Annotated in this window: 18 protein-coding genes and 1 pseudogene; 11 read left to right on the top strand and 8 right to left on the bottom strand. The window is 59.0% G+C overall.

Annotated elements, in window-relative coordinates:
• Window positions 1-124 precede the first annotated feature (124 nt).
• From JQ575_RS24170 to JQ575_RS24160, 3 genes are all read right to left on the bottom strand, one after another.
• Window positions 125-505 carry a hypothetical protein gene (locus JQ575_RS24170; protein WP_212035653.1) on the bottom strand — a complete coding sequence of 127 codons (381 nt, stop codon included), beginning with the start codon at window positions 503-505 and terminating at the stop codon, window positions 125-127.
• Between the two features lie 914 nt (window positions 506-1,419).
• Complete coding sequence (locus JQ575_RS24165) at window positions 1,420-1,605, bottom strand: hypothetical protein (protein WP_212035652.1); 186 nt, start codon at window positions 1,603-1,605, stop codon at window positions 1,420-1,422.
• A 219-nt stretch (window positions 1,606-1,824) separates the two neighbouring features.
• A complete protein-coding gene (locus JQ575_RS24160) occupies window positions 1,825-2,094 on the bottom strand; it encodes a transcriptional regulator (RefSeq protein ID WP_312016010.1) in 270 nt (89 codons plus the stop codon).
• An 81-nt stretch (window positions 2,095-2,175) separates the two neighbouring features.
• Between JQ575_RS24160 and JQ575_RS24155 the strand changes: the two genes are divergently transcribed.
• From JQ575_RS24155 to JQ575_RS44840, 3 genes are read left to right on the top strand one after another with little or no spacing between them, the layout of a single operon-like run.
• Entirely contained in the window at window positions 2,176-2,985 is an 810-nt protein-coding gene (locus JQ575_RS24155) for a YqaJ viral recombinase family protein (RefSeq protein ID WP_212035651.1), read from the top strand.
• Between the two features lie 51 nt (window positions 2,986-3,036).
• A complete protein-coding gene (locus JQ575_RS24150; protein ID WP_212035650.1) occupies window positions 3,037-3,294 on the top strand; it encodes a hypothetical protein in 258 nt (85 codons plus the stop codon).
• A gap of 28 nt (window positions 3,295-3,322) precedes the next feature.
• Complete coding sequence (locus JQ575_RS44840) at window positions 3,323-3,925, top strand: ERF family protein (RefSeq protein ID WP_249166856.1); 603 nt, start codon at window positions 3,323-3,325, stop codon at window positions 3,923-3,925.
• A gap of 212 nt (window positions 3,926-4,137) precedes the next feature.
• Here the strand turns inward: JQ575_RS44840 and JQ575_RS44835 are convergent, their stop codons facing one another.
• Window positions 4,138-4,602, bottom strand: coding sequence for a hypothetical protein (locus JQ575_RS44835; RefSeq protein WP_249166855.1), 465 nt, complete (start codon window positions 4,600-4,602; stop codon window positions 4,138-4,140).
• Window positions 4,603-5,143: 541 nt separating this feature from the next.
• Here JQ575_RS44835 and JQ575_RS44830 point away from each other — a divergent pair.
• Together JQ575_RS44830 and JQ575_RS24135 are read left to right on the top strand one after the other, a co-directional pair.
• Window positions 5,144-5,467, top strand: coding sequence for a hypothetical protein (locus tag JQ575_RS44830; protein ID WP_312016013.1), 324 nt, complete (start codon window positions 5,144-5,146; stop codon window positions 5,465-5,467).
• A gap of 232 nt (window positions 5,468-5,699) precedes the next feature.
• Complete coding sequence (locus JQ575_RS24135; RefSeq protein WP_212035649.1) at window positions 5,700-5,912, top strand: hypothetical protein; 213 nt, start codon at window positions 5,700-5,702, stop codon at window positions 5,910-5,912.
• 149 nt (window positions 5,913-6,061) lie between these two features.
• Here JQ575_RS24135 and JQ575_RS24130 read toward each other — a convergent pair whose 3' ends face one another.
• The gene (locus tag JQ575_RS24130; protein ID WP_212035648.1) at window positions 6,062-6,226 is read right to left on the bottom strand and encodes a Flp family type IVb pilin; all 165 of its coding nucleotides are present in this window, start codon (window positions 6,224-6,226) and stop codon (window positions 6,062-6,064) included.
• A gap of 2,097 nt (window positions 6,227-8,323) precedes the next feature.
• On the opposite strand from JQ575_RS24130, the gene JQ575_RS24125 reads away from it, so the two are divergent.
• The 6 genes from JQ575_RS24125 (at window position 8,324) to JQ575_RS24100 (ending at window position 11,684) form a co-directional block, all read left to right on the top strand.
• Complete coding sequence (locus JQ575_RS24125) at window positions 8,324-8,590, top strand: hypothetical protein (protein WP_212035647.1); 267 nt, start codon at window positions 8,324-8,326, stop codon at window positions 8,588-8,590.
• A 698-nt stretch (window positions 8,591-9,288) separates the two neighbouring features.
• The gene (locus JQ575_RS24120; RefSeq protein WP_212035646.1) at window positions 9,289-9,447 is read left to right on the top strand and encodes a hypothetical protein; all 159 of its coding nucleotides are present in this window, start codon (window positions 9,289-9,291) and stop codon (window positions 9,445-9,447) included.
• Between the two features lie 83 nt (window positions 9,448-9,530).
• The gene (locus tag JQ575_RS24115; protein ID WP_212035645.1) at window positions 9,531-9,968 is read left to right on the top strand and encodes a hypothetical protein; all 438 of its coding nucleotides are present in this window, start codon (window positions 9,531-9,533) and stop codon (window positions 9,966-9,968) included.
• The gene (locus JQ575_RS46145) at window positions 9,965-10,351 is read left to right on the top strand and encodes a hypothetical protein (RefSeq protein ID WP_312016009.1); all 387 of its coding nucleotides are present in this window, start codon (window positions 9,965-9,967) and stop codon (window positions 10,349-10,351) included. The genes JQ575_RS24115 and JQ575_RS46145 overlap by 4 nt, the downstream gene beginning before the upstream one ends.
• 178 nt (window positions 10,352-10,529) lie before the next feature.
• On the top strand, window positions 10,530-10,829 hold the full coding sequence (locus JQ575_RS24105; RefSeq protein WP_249166854.1) for a hypothetical protein: 300 nt from the start codon (window positions 10,530-10,532) through the stop codon (window positions 10,827-10,829).
• Between the two features lie 621 nt (window positions 10,830-11,450).
• The gene (locus tag JQ575_RS24100; protein WP_212035644.1) at window positions 11,451-11,684 is read left to right on the top strand and encodes a hypothetical protein; all 234 of its coding nucleotides are present in this window, start codon (window positions 11,451-11,453) and stop codon (window positions 11,682-11,684) included.
• A gap of 79 nt (window positions 11,685-11,763) precedes the next feature.
• On the opposite strand, the gene JQ575_RS24095 is transcribed toward JQ575_RS24100, so the two are convergent.
• The 3 genes and pseudogenes from JQ575_RS24095 to JQ575_RS24085 form a co-directional block, all read right to left on the bottom strand.
• Window positions 11,764-12,045: a hypothetical protein gene (locus tag JQ575_RS24095; RefSeq protein WP_212035643.1), complete on the bottom strand. Its 282-nt coding sequence runs from the start codon at window positions 12,043-12,045 to the stop codon at window positions 11,764-11,766.
• Between the two features lie 1,578 nt (window positions 12,046-13,623).
• Window positions 13,624-14,529: pseudogene (gene tnpC / locus JQ575_RS24090) on the bottom strand (IS66 family transposase); the annotation flags it as partial.
• Window positions 14,530-14,590: 61 nt separating this feature from the next.
• Complete coding sequence (locus JQ575_RS24085; protein ID WP_212035642.1) at window positions 14,591-14,842, bottom strand: hypothetical protein; 252 nt, start codon at window positions 14,840-14,842, stop codon at window positions 14,591-14,593.
• Between the last annotated feature and the right edge of the window lie 9 nt (window positions 14,843-14,851).

Genomic DNA, 14,851 nt, shown 5'->3' with positions numbered 1-14,851 from the left:
CAATTTCGACGGGTTCACCCGTTTGCGTGGCGGCGCACCCGTACGTCGTAACGCCTCGGATCTCGTCCCTACAGCCCCGCGGGCTGTGGCATCGAGGTTCTGAAAGCCGTCGCCAGTCAACGCCCTAGTTCCCGCCGCTGGTGACGGCGACGGCTATGCCGGTGCGGGCAACGATGTCCTGAGGGGCGGAGCTGGGCTCGACGTGCTGCTGGGCGAGAGCGAAACGACAGCATCTACGGGGGGACCAACTATCTCTTCGTTGGCGACGGCAACGACCTGCTGATCGGTTGCGGCGGCGGTCGAGCGCTTCGTCGATCTCGTCATCGAGATCGAGAAAGTCATCGATCACGGCCGCCTGCTGCTCGGTGGCCAGCGGCGGGGTGCCACCTCCGTGTGACGGGGCCACCGACGACGTCGCGGCCAAGCGGTGGCAGCCGAATTTGGCGACGGCGGTGCTTGTGCCGCCCTGGACGAAATCGATGCCGAGCCCTGTTAGCGCCTTCACGCCGCATTCTCCCGGGATCAACAGCTAAGTTATATAACATTGACACAAAATTGGGTTCGTTCTGCAGAATTTCCCGCTCTCAATCTTTGTTTGTGTTGTTGCCTTCCGCACCATCTATTCCGAATTTCGCGGCATGCCGACCTGGTAATTGTGGCACTGTCTTGGGTTTTCGTGATCGCGTGCGTCGTCACGCGGGCCTTGTGAGCGGAGTTGACAACAACCGAGACGCACAAGCCTGGACGGCCGGCGCGCTGACCTGCTCGCGCTGTGAATCTATTTCGCTCTGCGAATTTCCTTTTGAATCTAGCCCCGCCCACCCGGTTTTCAGCATCCAACAGATCAGTTATCGGCTCAAATGTGCAGAGCCTGACTCAGACTCTTCTTTTTTCGCTTTTACTAATTCACGAATAGCGCGGTCCCCCCGTGCAAATGCGCGATTGGCATACCGGTCAAGCCTGATCAATTCAGTGAGCACACGGCAGCAGGCTTCTGCCGATCGGCCCGGTGCTGCCACCGGCATAGATGCCAACGGATTGAGGGGGGCCGGTTGCGGCGGCCTGCCGGGCCGCAGCCCCCTCCACCACAAATCCATTGCCTGGCACCATCGAACCTCCTGCATCATGGAGCGAAAATGCTTGGGCAGCACCAGCCCTCCAAGCGCGCTTGCCCTTCGATCAGCGCCGCCTTTACGCGCCGCACACGTGCAAGCTCAGTCGGCCTCCGCCACCACGCGTGCGAACTTGTGCACGATTGCGCTTTGGGTATTCGCTGCGGAGCAAGGTTGGTTTTGAGATAGGTTGCATGGCGGTGTTCCTTTTGAAAAAAGGCCTCTCGTCCGACTGATTGTCTGTAACGAGTTTTCCCGGGGGTACACCGCCGCAGCTGGGAAAAGAGATCGACTGATTCGCCAAACTCTACAGGCAGGTAACACGATAAGTATTAATGAATTCTGACCCGCACTGCTGCAGTGAAAGCTTTAACAGCGCGGTTTGGTCGCCAACTTGCGGCGACAGGAATTTTCGTAAGAACAACGCCAATCCTGACAGCGCCCACAGGACGCCACGCGGCTTCGGCTCGGTGTAGCCGAGAGGTGCTGCCATCGATTAGGCTCGTTGTCGCGACGCCGCGATCCGGTCCCAATGACCTGCAACATCGACGCCATTTTCTCAACCGGCACTGCCTGTCGCACTAACCTCACGAGGCGCCGACGCAGTTCAGGTCCGAGCTACTTGCGAGGTTTCTTCTTCGCTCGTTTCCGGCGGACATCCCTTGTCGAATGAACCAATCTCCGATGGCTATCGAGCGGCCAGCGCTTCGGCCTATTTGCGGGGCTTTTCTTTTCCCGATTTTCGAAGACGTACGCCGGGGCCACCGCCGTTCTCGTCGATGAACTCGACGCCGGCGGCTTCGAGAGCTCGACGGACCGCGAGGTCGTTCGCGGCCGTCATGGAGGTTTCGCCATCGGTCAGTTCGGCGCGGCGGATCGTGGCGACGCCAACCGACGACTCCCGCGCGAGATCCTGAGCGCGCCATCGAACTAGCGCACGCGCCGCTCTGATCTGGGCGCTGATCAGTGGGCCAGATTTCACTTTGACTTCCTAATATCGTATGATATAGTAAATATCACTTGATCTCTGACGGTCTGTCGACTCACTTGGCTGGAGGAAAGCATGAAATCGGACGTACGGACAAAATCAAACGCAAACCGCCGCGCCTTCATCGGCGGCTCGGACGCCCGCATCATCATGGGCGACGACGGCACCGCCCTGCTCCGGTCGTGGCGGGAAAAGCGCGGCGAGATCGAGCCGGAGGACCTTTCGGCAAATCTGATCGTCCAGCTCGGCACCGTGACCGAGGACCTCAACCGGCGCTGGTACGAACGCAATACCGGCCAGGTCATCACCCAGGTGCAGCGGCAAGTGTTTCATCCGATCAAGAGGTGGATGGCGGCAACCCTCGACGGCATGGTCCAGGCGACCGGATCGGTGTTCGAGGCCAAATTCATGCTGCCGTGGTCGTTCTCGGAGGAAGGGGCAGCCGAGAAACACATGGCGCAGTTGCAGCACAATATGTGGGTCACCGCTTCGAGGACGGCGGTGCTATCCATCATCACCGGAGGCGGCAAATGGGTGGAGATGTCCATTCCGGCCGATCCGCTCTACCAGCACCTGCTGCTCACGGCGGAGAAAAAGTTCTGGCGCTGCGTCCAGACCGGCGAGACCCCTCACCTCTTCGGTGTCGAGCCGCCCAAGCCGCGGATCGAAGCAGTCAGGATCGTCGACATGAGTGCGTCGAACTCCTGGGCGGAATTCGCAGGGGTGTTTTGCCGAACGCGAGCCGCCTTCCTCGATCACGAGGCCGCCAAGGGCGAGCTCAAGAAGCTCATTCCAGAGGACGCCAAAGAGGCCAAAGGGCACGGCGTCCGTGCCAAGCGCTCCAAGTCGGGCGCCATCAGTTTTGAACTTCAGGCCGCCGAATAGCAGTTTCCGAGCTTTCCGATCGGGAGACGTTTGGAAGCCGGAGCAAGGCCCTTGCAGAAGGTCAGGACGGTGGATGCGCCAATGGAATCGCCCTTCGACTTTGCCCATCTCGACCCGTCCTGCGATCCTCCGGAGGGGTATGTCGCAGCCTTTGAGCTGCTGGCCGCATTCTGGTGCGAGCTGCGCGCATTCCGGTCCGCCTGCCCGCAGGATGCGTTTCTGAGCGGCTTCACCGCCCATCTGGAAACCCAGCTTGTCGCCGACGCGCTCCTGTTAGCGATCCAGGTCGAACTCCTGACTGCACAATAGCGACCCCGCCTATTAATCGGAGTTACCGATGCAACGTGCAAGCCAATCGATCAGCAATATAGGCGCCGCCCTCGCTAAAGCGCAGGCGGAAATCCAGAACCCCGAGAAGTCGCTGACGGCGACCATCCCTTCGGCGCTCCCGCGAGAGGAGAGCCGAACCTTCCGCTATGCCTCGCTGGCAAGTGGACTGGATATTGTCCGAAAATGCCTGAGCAAGCACGAGATCGCGACCGTCCAAGCAACCGCGATAGAGCCTGAGACCGGTCTGATCAAGCTCACCACCACCCTTCTCCATGCTTCCGGCGAATGGCTGGCCTCGGACTGGCCGGTCTGTCCCGTCACCGAGACCGCGGCCCCGCACCGGATGGGGGCCGCTCTCACCTATGCCCGGCGCTACGGGCTGTTTACGCTGGTCGGTATTGCCGGCGATGACGATCTCGATGCACCCGACGTTGGCCCCCGATTGGGGATCCATCCCTCACAAACAGCCCGTCGCGATCCGGCACGAACGGCCAGACCCCGGCAGCGAAAACGTTCCAAAGCGCTCGCAAGCGGGCCAAAGGTGTCCACATCAGTGTCCTGCCGGCGGGAGCTTCGGCAACGCTGCGCGACCAACTGCTTGCGGAGCTAGAGGGGTTAGAACTTGACAATCTGGACGTCTGGACGTTACGGGCCTGGCCAAAAGCAAACACCCTGACGCCTGTAGATGGCGACAAGGTCAGGGCGGCGTTTCAGAAAAAGCTCGCCTGCGAGCAAATGACGTCGGATACCGGTATCGCGTCAGGCGAACAGCAAGAACCCATGGCGACCGCAGAGGTCCGATCGCGCATCGACAAAAGCGTGCTAGCGCTGCCGGAGACCAAGCGGCAGCGAGACAAGCAGCACCTGCGCTTTGTGGCTAGCCACCCCTGCCTTGTCTGCGGCCGCGAGCCCTGTGACCCACACCATTTGCGTTTTGCACAACCCCGCGGGCTCGGCCAAAAGGTCAGCGACGAATTTACGGTACCGCTGTGCCGGGCGCATCACCGCGAACTGCATCGCGCCGGCAAAGAAAGGGATTGGTGGATCAGAAGCGGCCTCGAACCCGCCAGCTTTGCACGCCAGCTTTGGCTGGAAACCCATCCACTGCCCGTCGTTCGACCCGCCCAAGAAAAAGATGAAGTTAATGAAAATCGGGCGCCTGCTGCGCCGTCCAGTCGCATCGGCCTGGTCGGACAACAACGTCCTTGATTTCAAATCATTGATTGGGCGCGGCTGATGCTCGAACGCGAGAACCGATTTGCGACTCTGATCGCCACGGCACATCATCGGTCGTGTCCATCTGCTCGATCGCGTACATCGGCGAGCTTGGCCATGCGTTACCGCCATGTCCTCCTATGTAATCGGGAGTTCGGTAGCAAAAATGGCAGCAGATCTACTTTCGGCTCTTGGGCTCTAGCTCCATTGCGCCTCTCGTCTTCGCACTCTGGAGTAACGGATTTATACTCCGTGGGTTGCAGGTTGGAATCCTGCTGGGATCGCCAGGAAAAACCCTTTCAAATAAAGGGTTTCTCGCAATTCCGGTTGTTCTGGCAAAATCCGTGCTGCTAAACGCTGCTAGCCGGTGCAAGTGAAATCAAGCAGTTACGGGTGACTACCAACGGTTCCGAGCAGCACGGAAACAGCATGGAGCCTTCGTGGTTTGTTCTAGGTCCGGCCCGATCAAACTCGCGTTTTCAATGCCCTCGCCTATCTAATCCGCATGCGTACCAGTGCCTTCGAACCCTGCATCCCGACCCGCGCCCCAATGTCCCGACCTCCAAAAGCTGGATCTACGAGGTCAAGCACGATGGCTACCGGCTGATCGTTCATCGAGAGGGCAAGGCGGGTCCGGCTGTTCACCCGGAACGGCTATGACTGGAGCGACAAATATCCGCTGATCACCGAGGCCGCGCTGCGCATCCGGTCGACGTCGTTCGTCCTGGATGGTGAAGCGGTGCTGCTCGGCGTCGATGGCAACTCCGACTTCGACGGCCTGCATTCCCGGAAGCATAACGACGAGGTGCAGTTCTATGCCTTCGATATGCTGGTAGCCGATGGCAAGGATATCCGGAAGCTGCCCCTTACGATGAGGAAGACCAACCTCGCCCGGTTGCTGGCGCGGCGCGTCGACGGCATATTCATCTCCGACTAAGCGCGGCGAGATCGGGCCCGAACTCTTCCGACACGCCTGCTGAAGGTCAAAAACCCCGCCTCGCCCGCCATGCTGCGGGCAAAGGAAGGCACTTGGTAAAGCGGGAACAGAAGTGGTGAAACCCCACTGTTGTCTGTGTGATGTGTATCAGGGCGAGCAACTGAGCGTTCGCGTATCCCTTTGATCACGGCCGCCGGGATGATCTCGCGCAGGCGACAAATGGGAGACGGCTATGACAAATTTCAACAGCGTCCTGAATGATGGTGACTTGGACCTGGTTTCCGGCGGAACAGACCGCAAAACGACAATAGCCGTTGCCGCCACATTTGTATTGGCTTCCCAGGCCCTCGGCGCGCTGGGTGATGCCGTAGGCAGTGCCTACTACGCTGGTAGGGCGATGGGTGTCATGGACGTCGGTTCCCCGAAGTGTGACCCAAACCAATAGGCCGCCAACTGAGGCGGCCTCTTTCCCGATCGAGGTCTCGGAAAAAACCCGCCGGGGTGAACCGGCGGGCCCGTTGTGCGCCCCGGTAACGGTAGCAGGGACCGCTGTCTTAGTTGGGTTTGCTGGTCCTCCGCACTGACCGGCCTTGTCTATTTCAGCGACGTGCTGATTGAGTCAAAATTGGTGCTGAGCTTGCCGCCGACACCCTGCACCGCAGTGATGATCGCGATCGCGATACCGGCGGCAATCAAGCCATATTCAATTGCTGTAGCGCCAGACTCATTCCGGAAAAACGTCAAAACAAGATTTTTCATAGTGGCTCCTACCTCTGTTGCTGCCCTAGGAAGCATCGGGAGCCTAAAACTGCGGAACCTAAGTTCCACTCAATGATCGTCGATAGTTTTTATGAAATTTAGAGCGGTGTGTGCCTGCGGCACGTATAAGCCATGCAGGTAGCCTGCTTGGAGCACGTCGGCGGCCTGCGACGCAGCGCTAGCGGCGCTGCGCAGCGCGCTTCCCTAAGCTCTGAGGCCGTTCTTTAGCGTCGTCCAGGGAGCCGCGACACGCAAACGGCCTCGGCGCGGAGAACGGCACGCTGCACCAAAGGCCGCCAACCCAGTTGGGGTTTTCTTCCGGTGGAGGTGAGTCGCCGGAAGCTAGGATTCGACTCTTAGGGAGTTCAGAAGTTCCAATGAAACGGCCCCAGCGTGCGCGCGGGCGGACACTGGGGCCGACATTTCCTCGAATGAAGCACGGGGGGCGTCGCATCCATTCGGTCTTGCACAACTAAGCGATGCGATCAGGACTTGTTCCGCTCCCTTCAACGGGCGGCTCATTTCGACATTCTACGGAAGATAACGTCTCGGTGAACGAAACCAATTGCCCTCCCCCACGCAGTCGTCCGGAAACGAAGCCGGCGGAGGCTCATCGTCACAGGCTACGCAGGGGTTTTCAAAATGATCGCTCTCCCAGTCACCGCCATTTTGGCCGTCTTTGCCGGAACATTGATCGCGCTGGCATCTAGCGAATTCGGCCCTGAACTAGCCCTCGCCATTGTCAGCCTCGTGTAAGGGTTCGTTTGCGCGGGCAAAGAAAACCCGCCGGTAACTGCCCCCGGCGGGTTTCCTACGCAATCCTCTCGGGGGGCTTTGAGGGTCTGTTCCGCGATTGCATTCATGATGATCGTAGATGGTTAAACAATCGCAAAGCCCGCGCGCGAACCGGCGGGCTCGACCCCACCGAGCGGCCTTACCGCGACCGCGCTCCTGAGCGCTGTCATATGCCACCACCTTTCATCGGTTCTTAAGCCTTCATCGAGGGCGTGCTGAATCAGCGCAGCTGCGCCGGCGGGCGTCGCCGGGATTGTATTGGCCAATACTCGCCCGTCGCGGCAATCGCGCGGTGGCAGTTCGCGCCATCGCCTATCTAAGCCGCATGCAGCGTCCGCAGGCCTAGGTGAGTGGCTTCCTTCCTTCCGCTTATCCGGAGCGAAAGTTTCAGCTTGTGCGCTTTCATTGCGACGGCGGCAACACCCCTACCCAACTCAACTGCTATTTGCGGGGCCAGCATTTTTTGAGCCATGCCGCGTAGCCGGGCGATGTCATCTTCGGACCAACGTCGGCGTTTCATTTCAACCCTCCTTACTTTCTCCCAAAACAAATCGGGAAAAATAGGAAAGTTACGTTCGGCTGGAACGAGCATCGGGAACAAACATTAGGGCGGGACATTGTTGCAAAGCCGGGTCCGTCCGGTCTTTCACTGGAGGTCCGTGATGCGCAGGCTTGCATTCGTAGTCGCGACGGCGGCTTTTTTTGTAATTCCAACAGCCGTGTTTTCCCAATCTGTTCAGATCGGCCCGGGCGGCGTCCGAGTAGACGACGGCCGTAGTCGCGGTGGCCAATGCGACGAATTGCGACGTGCCTGCGAAAACAAGGCCGCGCTTGGGGAGCAGGGCGAAGGAAACTGCCGCAGATATCGGGAAACGTGCCAAAAACCAGTCCGACGTGATGTGTGCGGCGAACTGCGGGCAGCTTGTCTCAACAAGGACCAGTTGGGCGAACAAGGCGAAGGAAATTGCCGTAGGTATCGACAGACCTGTCGCTGAGCACGCGAAATCAGGCCGCCTCATTGGCGGCCTCTTTCATAGAAGCCCTGTCAACCGGCGCCTTACTTCACGCGTACCACTGTCAGGGCGTAAGCACACCCAGATCTACTCGGTCATGCAACTGTGTTAAGGTCAACAACCCGCCTCCCGCCATGCTGCGGGCCAAGGATGCGTTGCCCTGGTGGACAGCGATATAATCCCGTCTTGTCGAGCTAGGGTTAAAGGCTAAAGTCAGATGAACACCCGGTAAGGCGCGCGCTACTTCGACGCCGGCCCATGCCCCAACTTTTTCTTTGGAGAATTTCGGATGAAGCTTTTGCTGCTAACCGCATTGATTATCGTGGGCTGCCAAGGCGCGGTCGCTCAAACTTCCGAATGCTCGACGGTGCCGAAGGCTAGCAATCGATTGGCTTGTTATGACCGGGCCACGCCACCATCAGCCGCTAAGACCGTGGCGAAACAGAAGGCCGCGGCATCAAATGCTTCCTCTGATCAGGGGTCGATGGTCGATGCGCTCGCCGTGGAAAACGCAAAACTAGACGCGAAGCTGAAAAAGATTTGCCGCGGATGCTGATAAGCAACAACACGGTCGAGATCAGGCCGAAGGCGAATTGGAAATGATGATTCTGTAATGCCGCGGTCATTCAAAGAGCAGCGCCGTGAAAATACGTCGAGCGACTGCCGGAAAGCGGGCTGAAGGCGAAGGGGAAATGAGCGATCGGACGATCTTGATTGTTGGCCTGCTTATCCTTTGCGGCGGGATAGCATATCTGATCGCAACGATCATTTGGCCCGGCTGAAAGCCCCGGACGAAATACCCCGACAGTGGCCTAGTTTGTTTTAGGAGGCGCTGGGTACGAGGCCATTTTTTGTTGCGAATTTTAACTTAACCGTCCATTAACCGCGTCCGCGCGATGCTGGCAAAGCTTCTGGATGGAGCCGTTATCTAAGCCGTCGCATGGCAAGAACAGCCAGCGGCGGCTTTTAAATAACGAGTCTATGGGTAGCTTGGCCAAATGACCGAACGCGAAGAAATACTGCGCCGCATTCGGGAGCAGTACGCCGCCGACGAGATAAAAGCTAAGGTGTTCTGCACGGATCAGGCCTACCCAATCGTTGAGGAGGGTACCCCTACGGCCTGTGCGAGGTCATCGAAAAACTGCGCAAGAAATCTCTCAATTGAGTGGCCGCCTCATGTGGCGGCGACGGTCACCCCAAGTAGATTTGAACCATTCGCCTCGCCATTCGTCTGACTCTGCGGAGACAGCACAAATGATGCCGGACCAACTAGCCTGCCAAGAGCAAATTGCCCGCCGTTTGGAACAAGCCAAACGCTTGGTGAAAGGCGCGAACGACGCCAAAAACAAAGAGCGCATCGGGAAGCTGATTGGTGACTTAGAGCAAGAGCAAGCGGAAGAAAAAGAGAAGTAAAAGGCCGACGCCTTACGCTGTACTGTGCAGCATTCCCCAGCCACCACACGCTGTAGTTCTCCACCCGACCGATCCACCATCGATTGACGATTTCCCCACCAGACATACCGCGCTTCAATAGCGCATGCCCGAACTTACCCGCCGCGCTCACCCCGAACGCTCTGATTGTTGGCCTGTCTTTTGTGGTGACGTTCAGGTCGGCACGATCGCGGGTCGGTTTCTATCCGGCATCACACCGCGGGCATAACCGCTCCGGCTATGCGGCGAGCTTCGATGAGGCGCGGGCAGGCTTCGAAACCGCGTGGAAGAACTACCTGCCTCAATGCACCGAAGCCGACTTCCACGGACATCGCCGCCAACGCGCTTGGACGGCTTGGAAATACTCCATGTATAACGCCGGCCTCCCGCTGCCGACGCAATCAACCAGTGGACAGGCGCGGTGTTTCTGTGGCGCCGCGATCGATATCGCAGTAACCGACCGTCACGTTCACGATGCGCATATGGATTCGCAGCACGCATGAAGTTCAGCGCCGAGCGCCCGTATTCCGAACCTGAAAAGGCCGCCAGCAAACTGCTGAAAAGCGCCAATGCTACGGAAGCCATCCAAGATGGCCGCATCCACATCGAGAAGATTAACGGGCCGATGCTATTTCAGCACGGCGCCAGCCCGACCGAATACAAGGCCGGGCTTGATCTAGCTATCGCGCGGGGGTGGCCGTTGCTGCACGAGAGCGGCACCTACGTGAAATTCACGCCGGCCGGCGACGGATCTGTTTGCTTAAATGCTTACGGCCCTCACTGTGAGCGGCATTCATCATCTACCTTTGAGCTACCCGAGGCATCGACTGTCTCCGCAGCCCATTTGTGCAGAGCACAAATAGTTAGGACACAACAATCACAATGAGCGCCAGTCCGGCCAGGGCCAGCGAGAGATATCCAGCGATGTCGATCCAATCTCGGCCTTGGGGCATGCTCGGAATTGCTGATCCCATAAACTCCGTAATCTTTGACGTAGATCAATCAAGCCGGTCCCATTGCCACTTTTTCCCGACATTCGCCCTCAGGCGTTTTTGCCGTGCAAAATGCGTACAACTCAGACCATCTATATGGTTGCCAATGACTTCGGCAAAATTGGCCGCGCATGCGTCGAGGCCAACTATGAGACGACCGATCTTGAAACGGTCATCCAGGACCTGCTCACCGGCCAATACAGCAACCCGATCCGGGTCGTGGCCTTTAACACTGCCGAGCGTTGGTCTGAAGACGTTCCGAAGATGTTGCCCACGAACTTCGCCGACGATGCGATTTGCAGATGCGCGATCTCCCCTCTGCGCTCTCTGATTTTGTCGAACGTCATGAGGGAGGGGATCGGCACCAGTTGACGCTCCGACTGGTCTAACTTGCCTGTTCCCTGAGGGCGGCTTTCTCGCGTCTAATCGCTTGCTGCCCCCGGATGGTTGCGAAAGGATTCAGTTCGGCCGCAAGCAGACTGGGGGCTGAGGGCGCAGAAAATAAGACCTCACACCATGGATCAAGCCGCGCTACTCCAACTGGTGCCCGTCGGCGAAGAAAACGCCATATCCGCCCGTTCGATCTGGGAAATAGAAGGGGTGTGGACCCCGGCGTCGATCAAGACAAAATTACACCAACTCGCCAATGAAGGGCTAATCCAACGAAGGTTCGTCCCCTTGGGCCAGAATCGGAAAACGCTATACTTCAGGAAGGCAACCGAGGCGGGATCGTGAAATCCCCAGAACGTTGGGCAGACGAGACAAGGAATTGCCCAGTGTCTCTGATGGCGCGTCAGCGCTGCGATCGATATAGCGTTAACCGACCGCGACGTTAGGAACCTTCGCCCGGTGGAGTAATTGACGCATGCGCCGGGCCGCCCCCGGCGCGCTACGAGACGACGGCCTCAGCTACCCCCCGGCTTGGGCCGTTCTTTTAGGCCCCGCAAGGCTGGCTGACTTGTCACCGAGTTGGTTGCGGTGGAAAGTTACCCCATGATTCGTGATCAGATTGAAATTGCGATTGGCGATCGTTTCAAGATGAGTCCTCTTGGGGCGGCTCGATGCCCGCGTCTAGCTGCCAAGGGTGGAGTGATCGTTGGTGGCGGCCAATATCCATGCACCATCCGCGTCATTTTCGATGGCTGCAAGTCGCCAACGGCGTTGCACCGAGACTATATTGAGCCTGTCGAATCTCTCCCGCCACAGCACGGCGTGGCGGTCCTGTGATCCCGCGGCCAAGGTGGGCGGCCGGAGGGTGAACAAAGCCCCAATCGACCGCGGGCCCGCTAGATCCAAGTGACCCCGCTTACCAGCCAGCTACTTGGCCTTCATATTGACGTTCGAGGGTAGTGTCGTCAGTTCGATCGAGCTTTACTGCGCCGATGAAGCCGAGGCGATCGAGCGCGCCAAGGCTATTGTTGCAGACGGGCCGGTCGAACTTTGGGATGGGCCGCGCCGGATAGGCCGCTTTAACCTGACGCACTAACTCCGAACGGTCGCGCGGTTGGCGATCCGCGCCCCAGAGTGACGATTGCCAAGCCGACGGCATTCGCGCGGCGGAAGCGGGATCAATGAAAGAGGCCGCCAACTGAGTTACTCCGAACTAGTTCGGAAAGATCAGCCCGAGGTGCGGTAATTTAGCAGGCCTTTGGCAATCCGCCTTGCCGGTCGGCTGGAATGGGCGGCCCCAGTGCACCTCCAGTACACTGGGGCCGCATATCCACGGCTCAAAGGCCGCCAACTGAGGCATTGAGAGATTTCTTGCGCAGTTTTTCGATGACCTCGCACCGGCCGTAGGGTACTCGTCCTCAAAAGGCTTGGTCCGTGCAGAACGCCTTATCTTTTAAATATCGACGGCGTACTGCTCCCTGATGCGGCGCAGTATCTCTTCCATTGAGATCGGATGATTGGAGTTGTCGGTCATTCGGCCACGTTACGGCACCGGTCGTTAATCGACCCTTGCTCACCGTTCATACCCGGAGAACTACGGGCCTAGCTATCGAGACGGCGGAAGGTGGCAATCTTCTTGGTACCTAGCCACAGCTCACGTCGTGGCCGTCAACCAGTAGCTTCGCGAAAAAAGCGGCCCCAGCAGGGGCTGGCTGTGCTGGGGCCGCCCATTCCAGCCGCAGCGCCGAAAAATGCGCCAGCGGCGACCACAGTTAGCGCAACTGGCTGGATCGTTCCGAGCTACTTTGGAGTACCTCCGCGGCCTCCTCGGAAACAAGCCGACCGTTGGAACGCTGGGCCGGGACAAGACATTCTAAGTACAGTTTTTATCTGGAGTAAAATTGTGAGTAACGCGCAGGATAATAGATTGGACGTCGGCGCTCGCTTCAAGATCAGTGAACTCGGAGCCACTCGATTGCGATCGCTGGCAGGCAAGCAGGGATCGTTGTCGAGGTTTCCCAGCGCAATACAGGCGTCACCGTGCTATTCGATGGTGCCAAAAGCCCAACCTGCCTGCACAGGGATTTCATCACCCCGATCTCGCGTAACGCATCGGCATCGGCGCCGGACTATAGCTCCGCCGGCCCTAGCTCTACCCAGCGCTACCTGCATTGTCACCCCATGACGCGGCACGACGAATACCGTGCAAAAGCGGCTGAGGCCCAGAGAGAAGCAGAGCGCGCACCCAGCGAGATGCTAGGAACGGCTTGGCTGCGGGTGGTGCAGGGCTGGCTCGGCTTAACCAGAAATCGTCCCCAGAGCGACGGCGATAGCGACGCAAAGTAGGCGGCCCAACCCGGCTGAGAGCGCAAAAACGCTCGTTCACGGACCTGTTATCGAACCCTCGGCACGCTCGCAGCGAACTAACGGCGCTGGGGGATTTCAGGGCCCAGTACCTAAGCCAACGCCGCCCAGCCAACATATTCGGCTGGCGCGGCGTTGCGCGTGCGTCCCAACAAAAAGCCCTGCAGGTTAGGACGGGCTCATTGCGTCGGCCCCCGTAGGCGGCTGGCAGGGTATCGGGCTGAGAACCGCGGAGGCAAAGAAAAACCCGCCGGCAATGCCCGGGCGGGTTTCCTTACGCGTCAGTCACGTGGCCAGTGTTGCGGATCAGTCCACGATTGCCTCGAAGATAACGGATGGCGGTTAATATTTAGTCGACACCGTCCGGGGCGTCATTCGTGCTTTCCCATGAGGCTGGGGTAGCTGCCGCGCGGAGGAAGCGGGTAAATGCGCTCCAACGCTTGAGCATGTAGTCCATGGCCTTGGACATCGTTGCTGCGCGAGAGCTTGGCGCGTTGCGCGCGCATCCAGGCTTCTAGATCGGTCACGAGCGGCGCGCTGAGTTCCTGGCGAACCGCCTTGCGCCTTTCGGCGCTCTGACCGTTGATGGTCCGCTCGATCTCGAACAGGGCGTCGATCCGGCCGACTGTGTCCAGCGCCCGCGGCGAGATCACTGCCGGCTTCTTGCCCTGAGCCTTGCGACGCGCATTCTCGGCCAGATCCGCCATCACGAAGAACGGCCGCCGGGCATGGACCCAGCAAGCGGCTTCCAGGATCGGACCTGCGTTGCGGCCCGAGTCGTAAAGCTTGCCATAGCCGCCGTAGGCATCGGCCTGGAAGATGCCACTGTAGTTGGCCAAGTGAGCCGGGGATGCTCGCCGGCGCGATCACGTGAGTAATAGAACACCGCCCCCGGCGGGGCCTGCCCGCCAAAAGGCTTGTCGTCGCGCACATAGACCCAGATCCGGCCGGTGTCGGTCTTGCCTTTGGCCAGGACCGGGACCGTGATATCGTCCCCGTGCAATCGCTCGGCGCTCAGCACATAGGCCTCGAGGCGCTTGAACAACGGTGCCAGCGCCGCCGTACAGCCGCCGACCTGGTTGGCCAGGGTTGACAGGCTGATCGGCACGCCCTCCTTGGCATAGCGCTCCGCTTGCCGGTTCAGCGGCTGATGTTGACCAAACTTCTCGAACAGCACCATCGCCAGCAGGCTTGGCCCCGCCCAGCCGCGGGCAAGCAAATGGAACGGCACCGGGGCCTGGCTGATCTTCTCGCAGTCACGACAAGTAAACTTCTCGCGGACGTGCTGGATCACCTTCCAGGACTTCGGGATGACCTCCTCACCGGGGAAAAACGAAATTGATGAAAGCACCCCTGAACTTGTGACGCGAACGAACAAACTAACATCCTCGACAAATATTCTTGATCCGAGCGTTAACCTTCTTGTTCTCATTCTCGATAAGCTGCAAGGCGGTCATCGGCGGCGCGTCCGTTTTGGCCGCCGGCTTGGTTTCCTTTGACGTTTTCTTGTTGTCGAAACATGCCAGTCTCTCGCGTTCGTCCGAAACTGCCGCGCAGCCGGTATTTTGCGCGTATGCAATCGATCCCGAAAAAAGACATAGCAGTCCCAAAAGTATCACTGTTCTGGTCATCTTCGCTTC

The organism is Bradyrhizobium sp. JYMT SZCCT0428 (genome assembly GCF_018131075.1).
Classification (GTDB): Bacteria; Pseudomonadota; Alphaproteobacteria; order Rhizobiales; family Xanthobacteraceae; genus Bradyrhizobium.
This window is presented reverse-complemented; position numbering and strand designations above follow the sequence as displayed.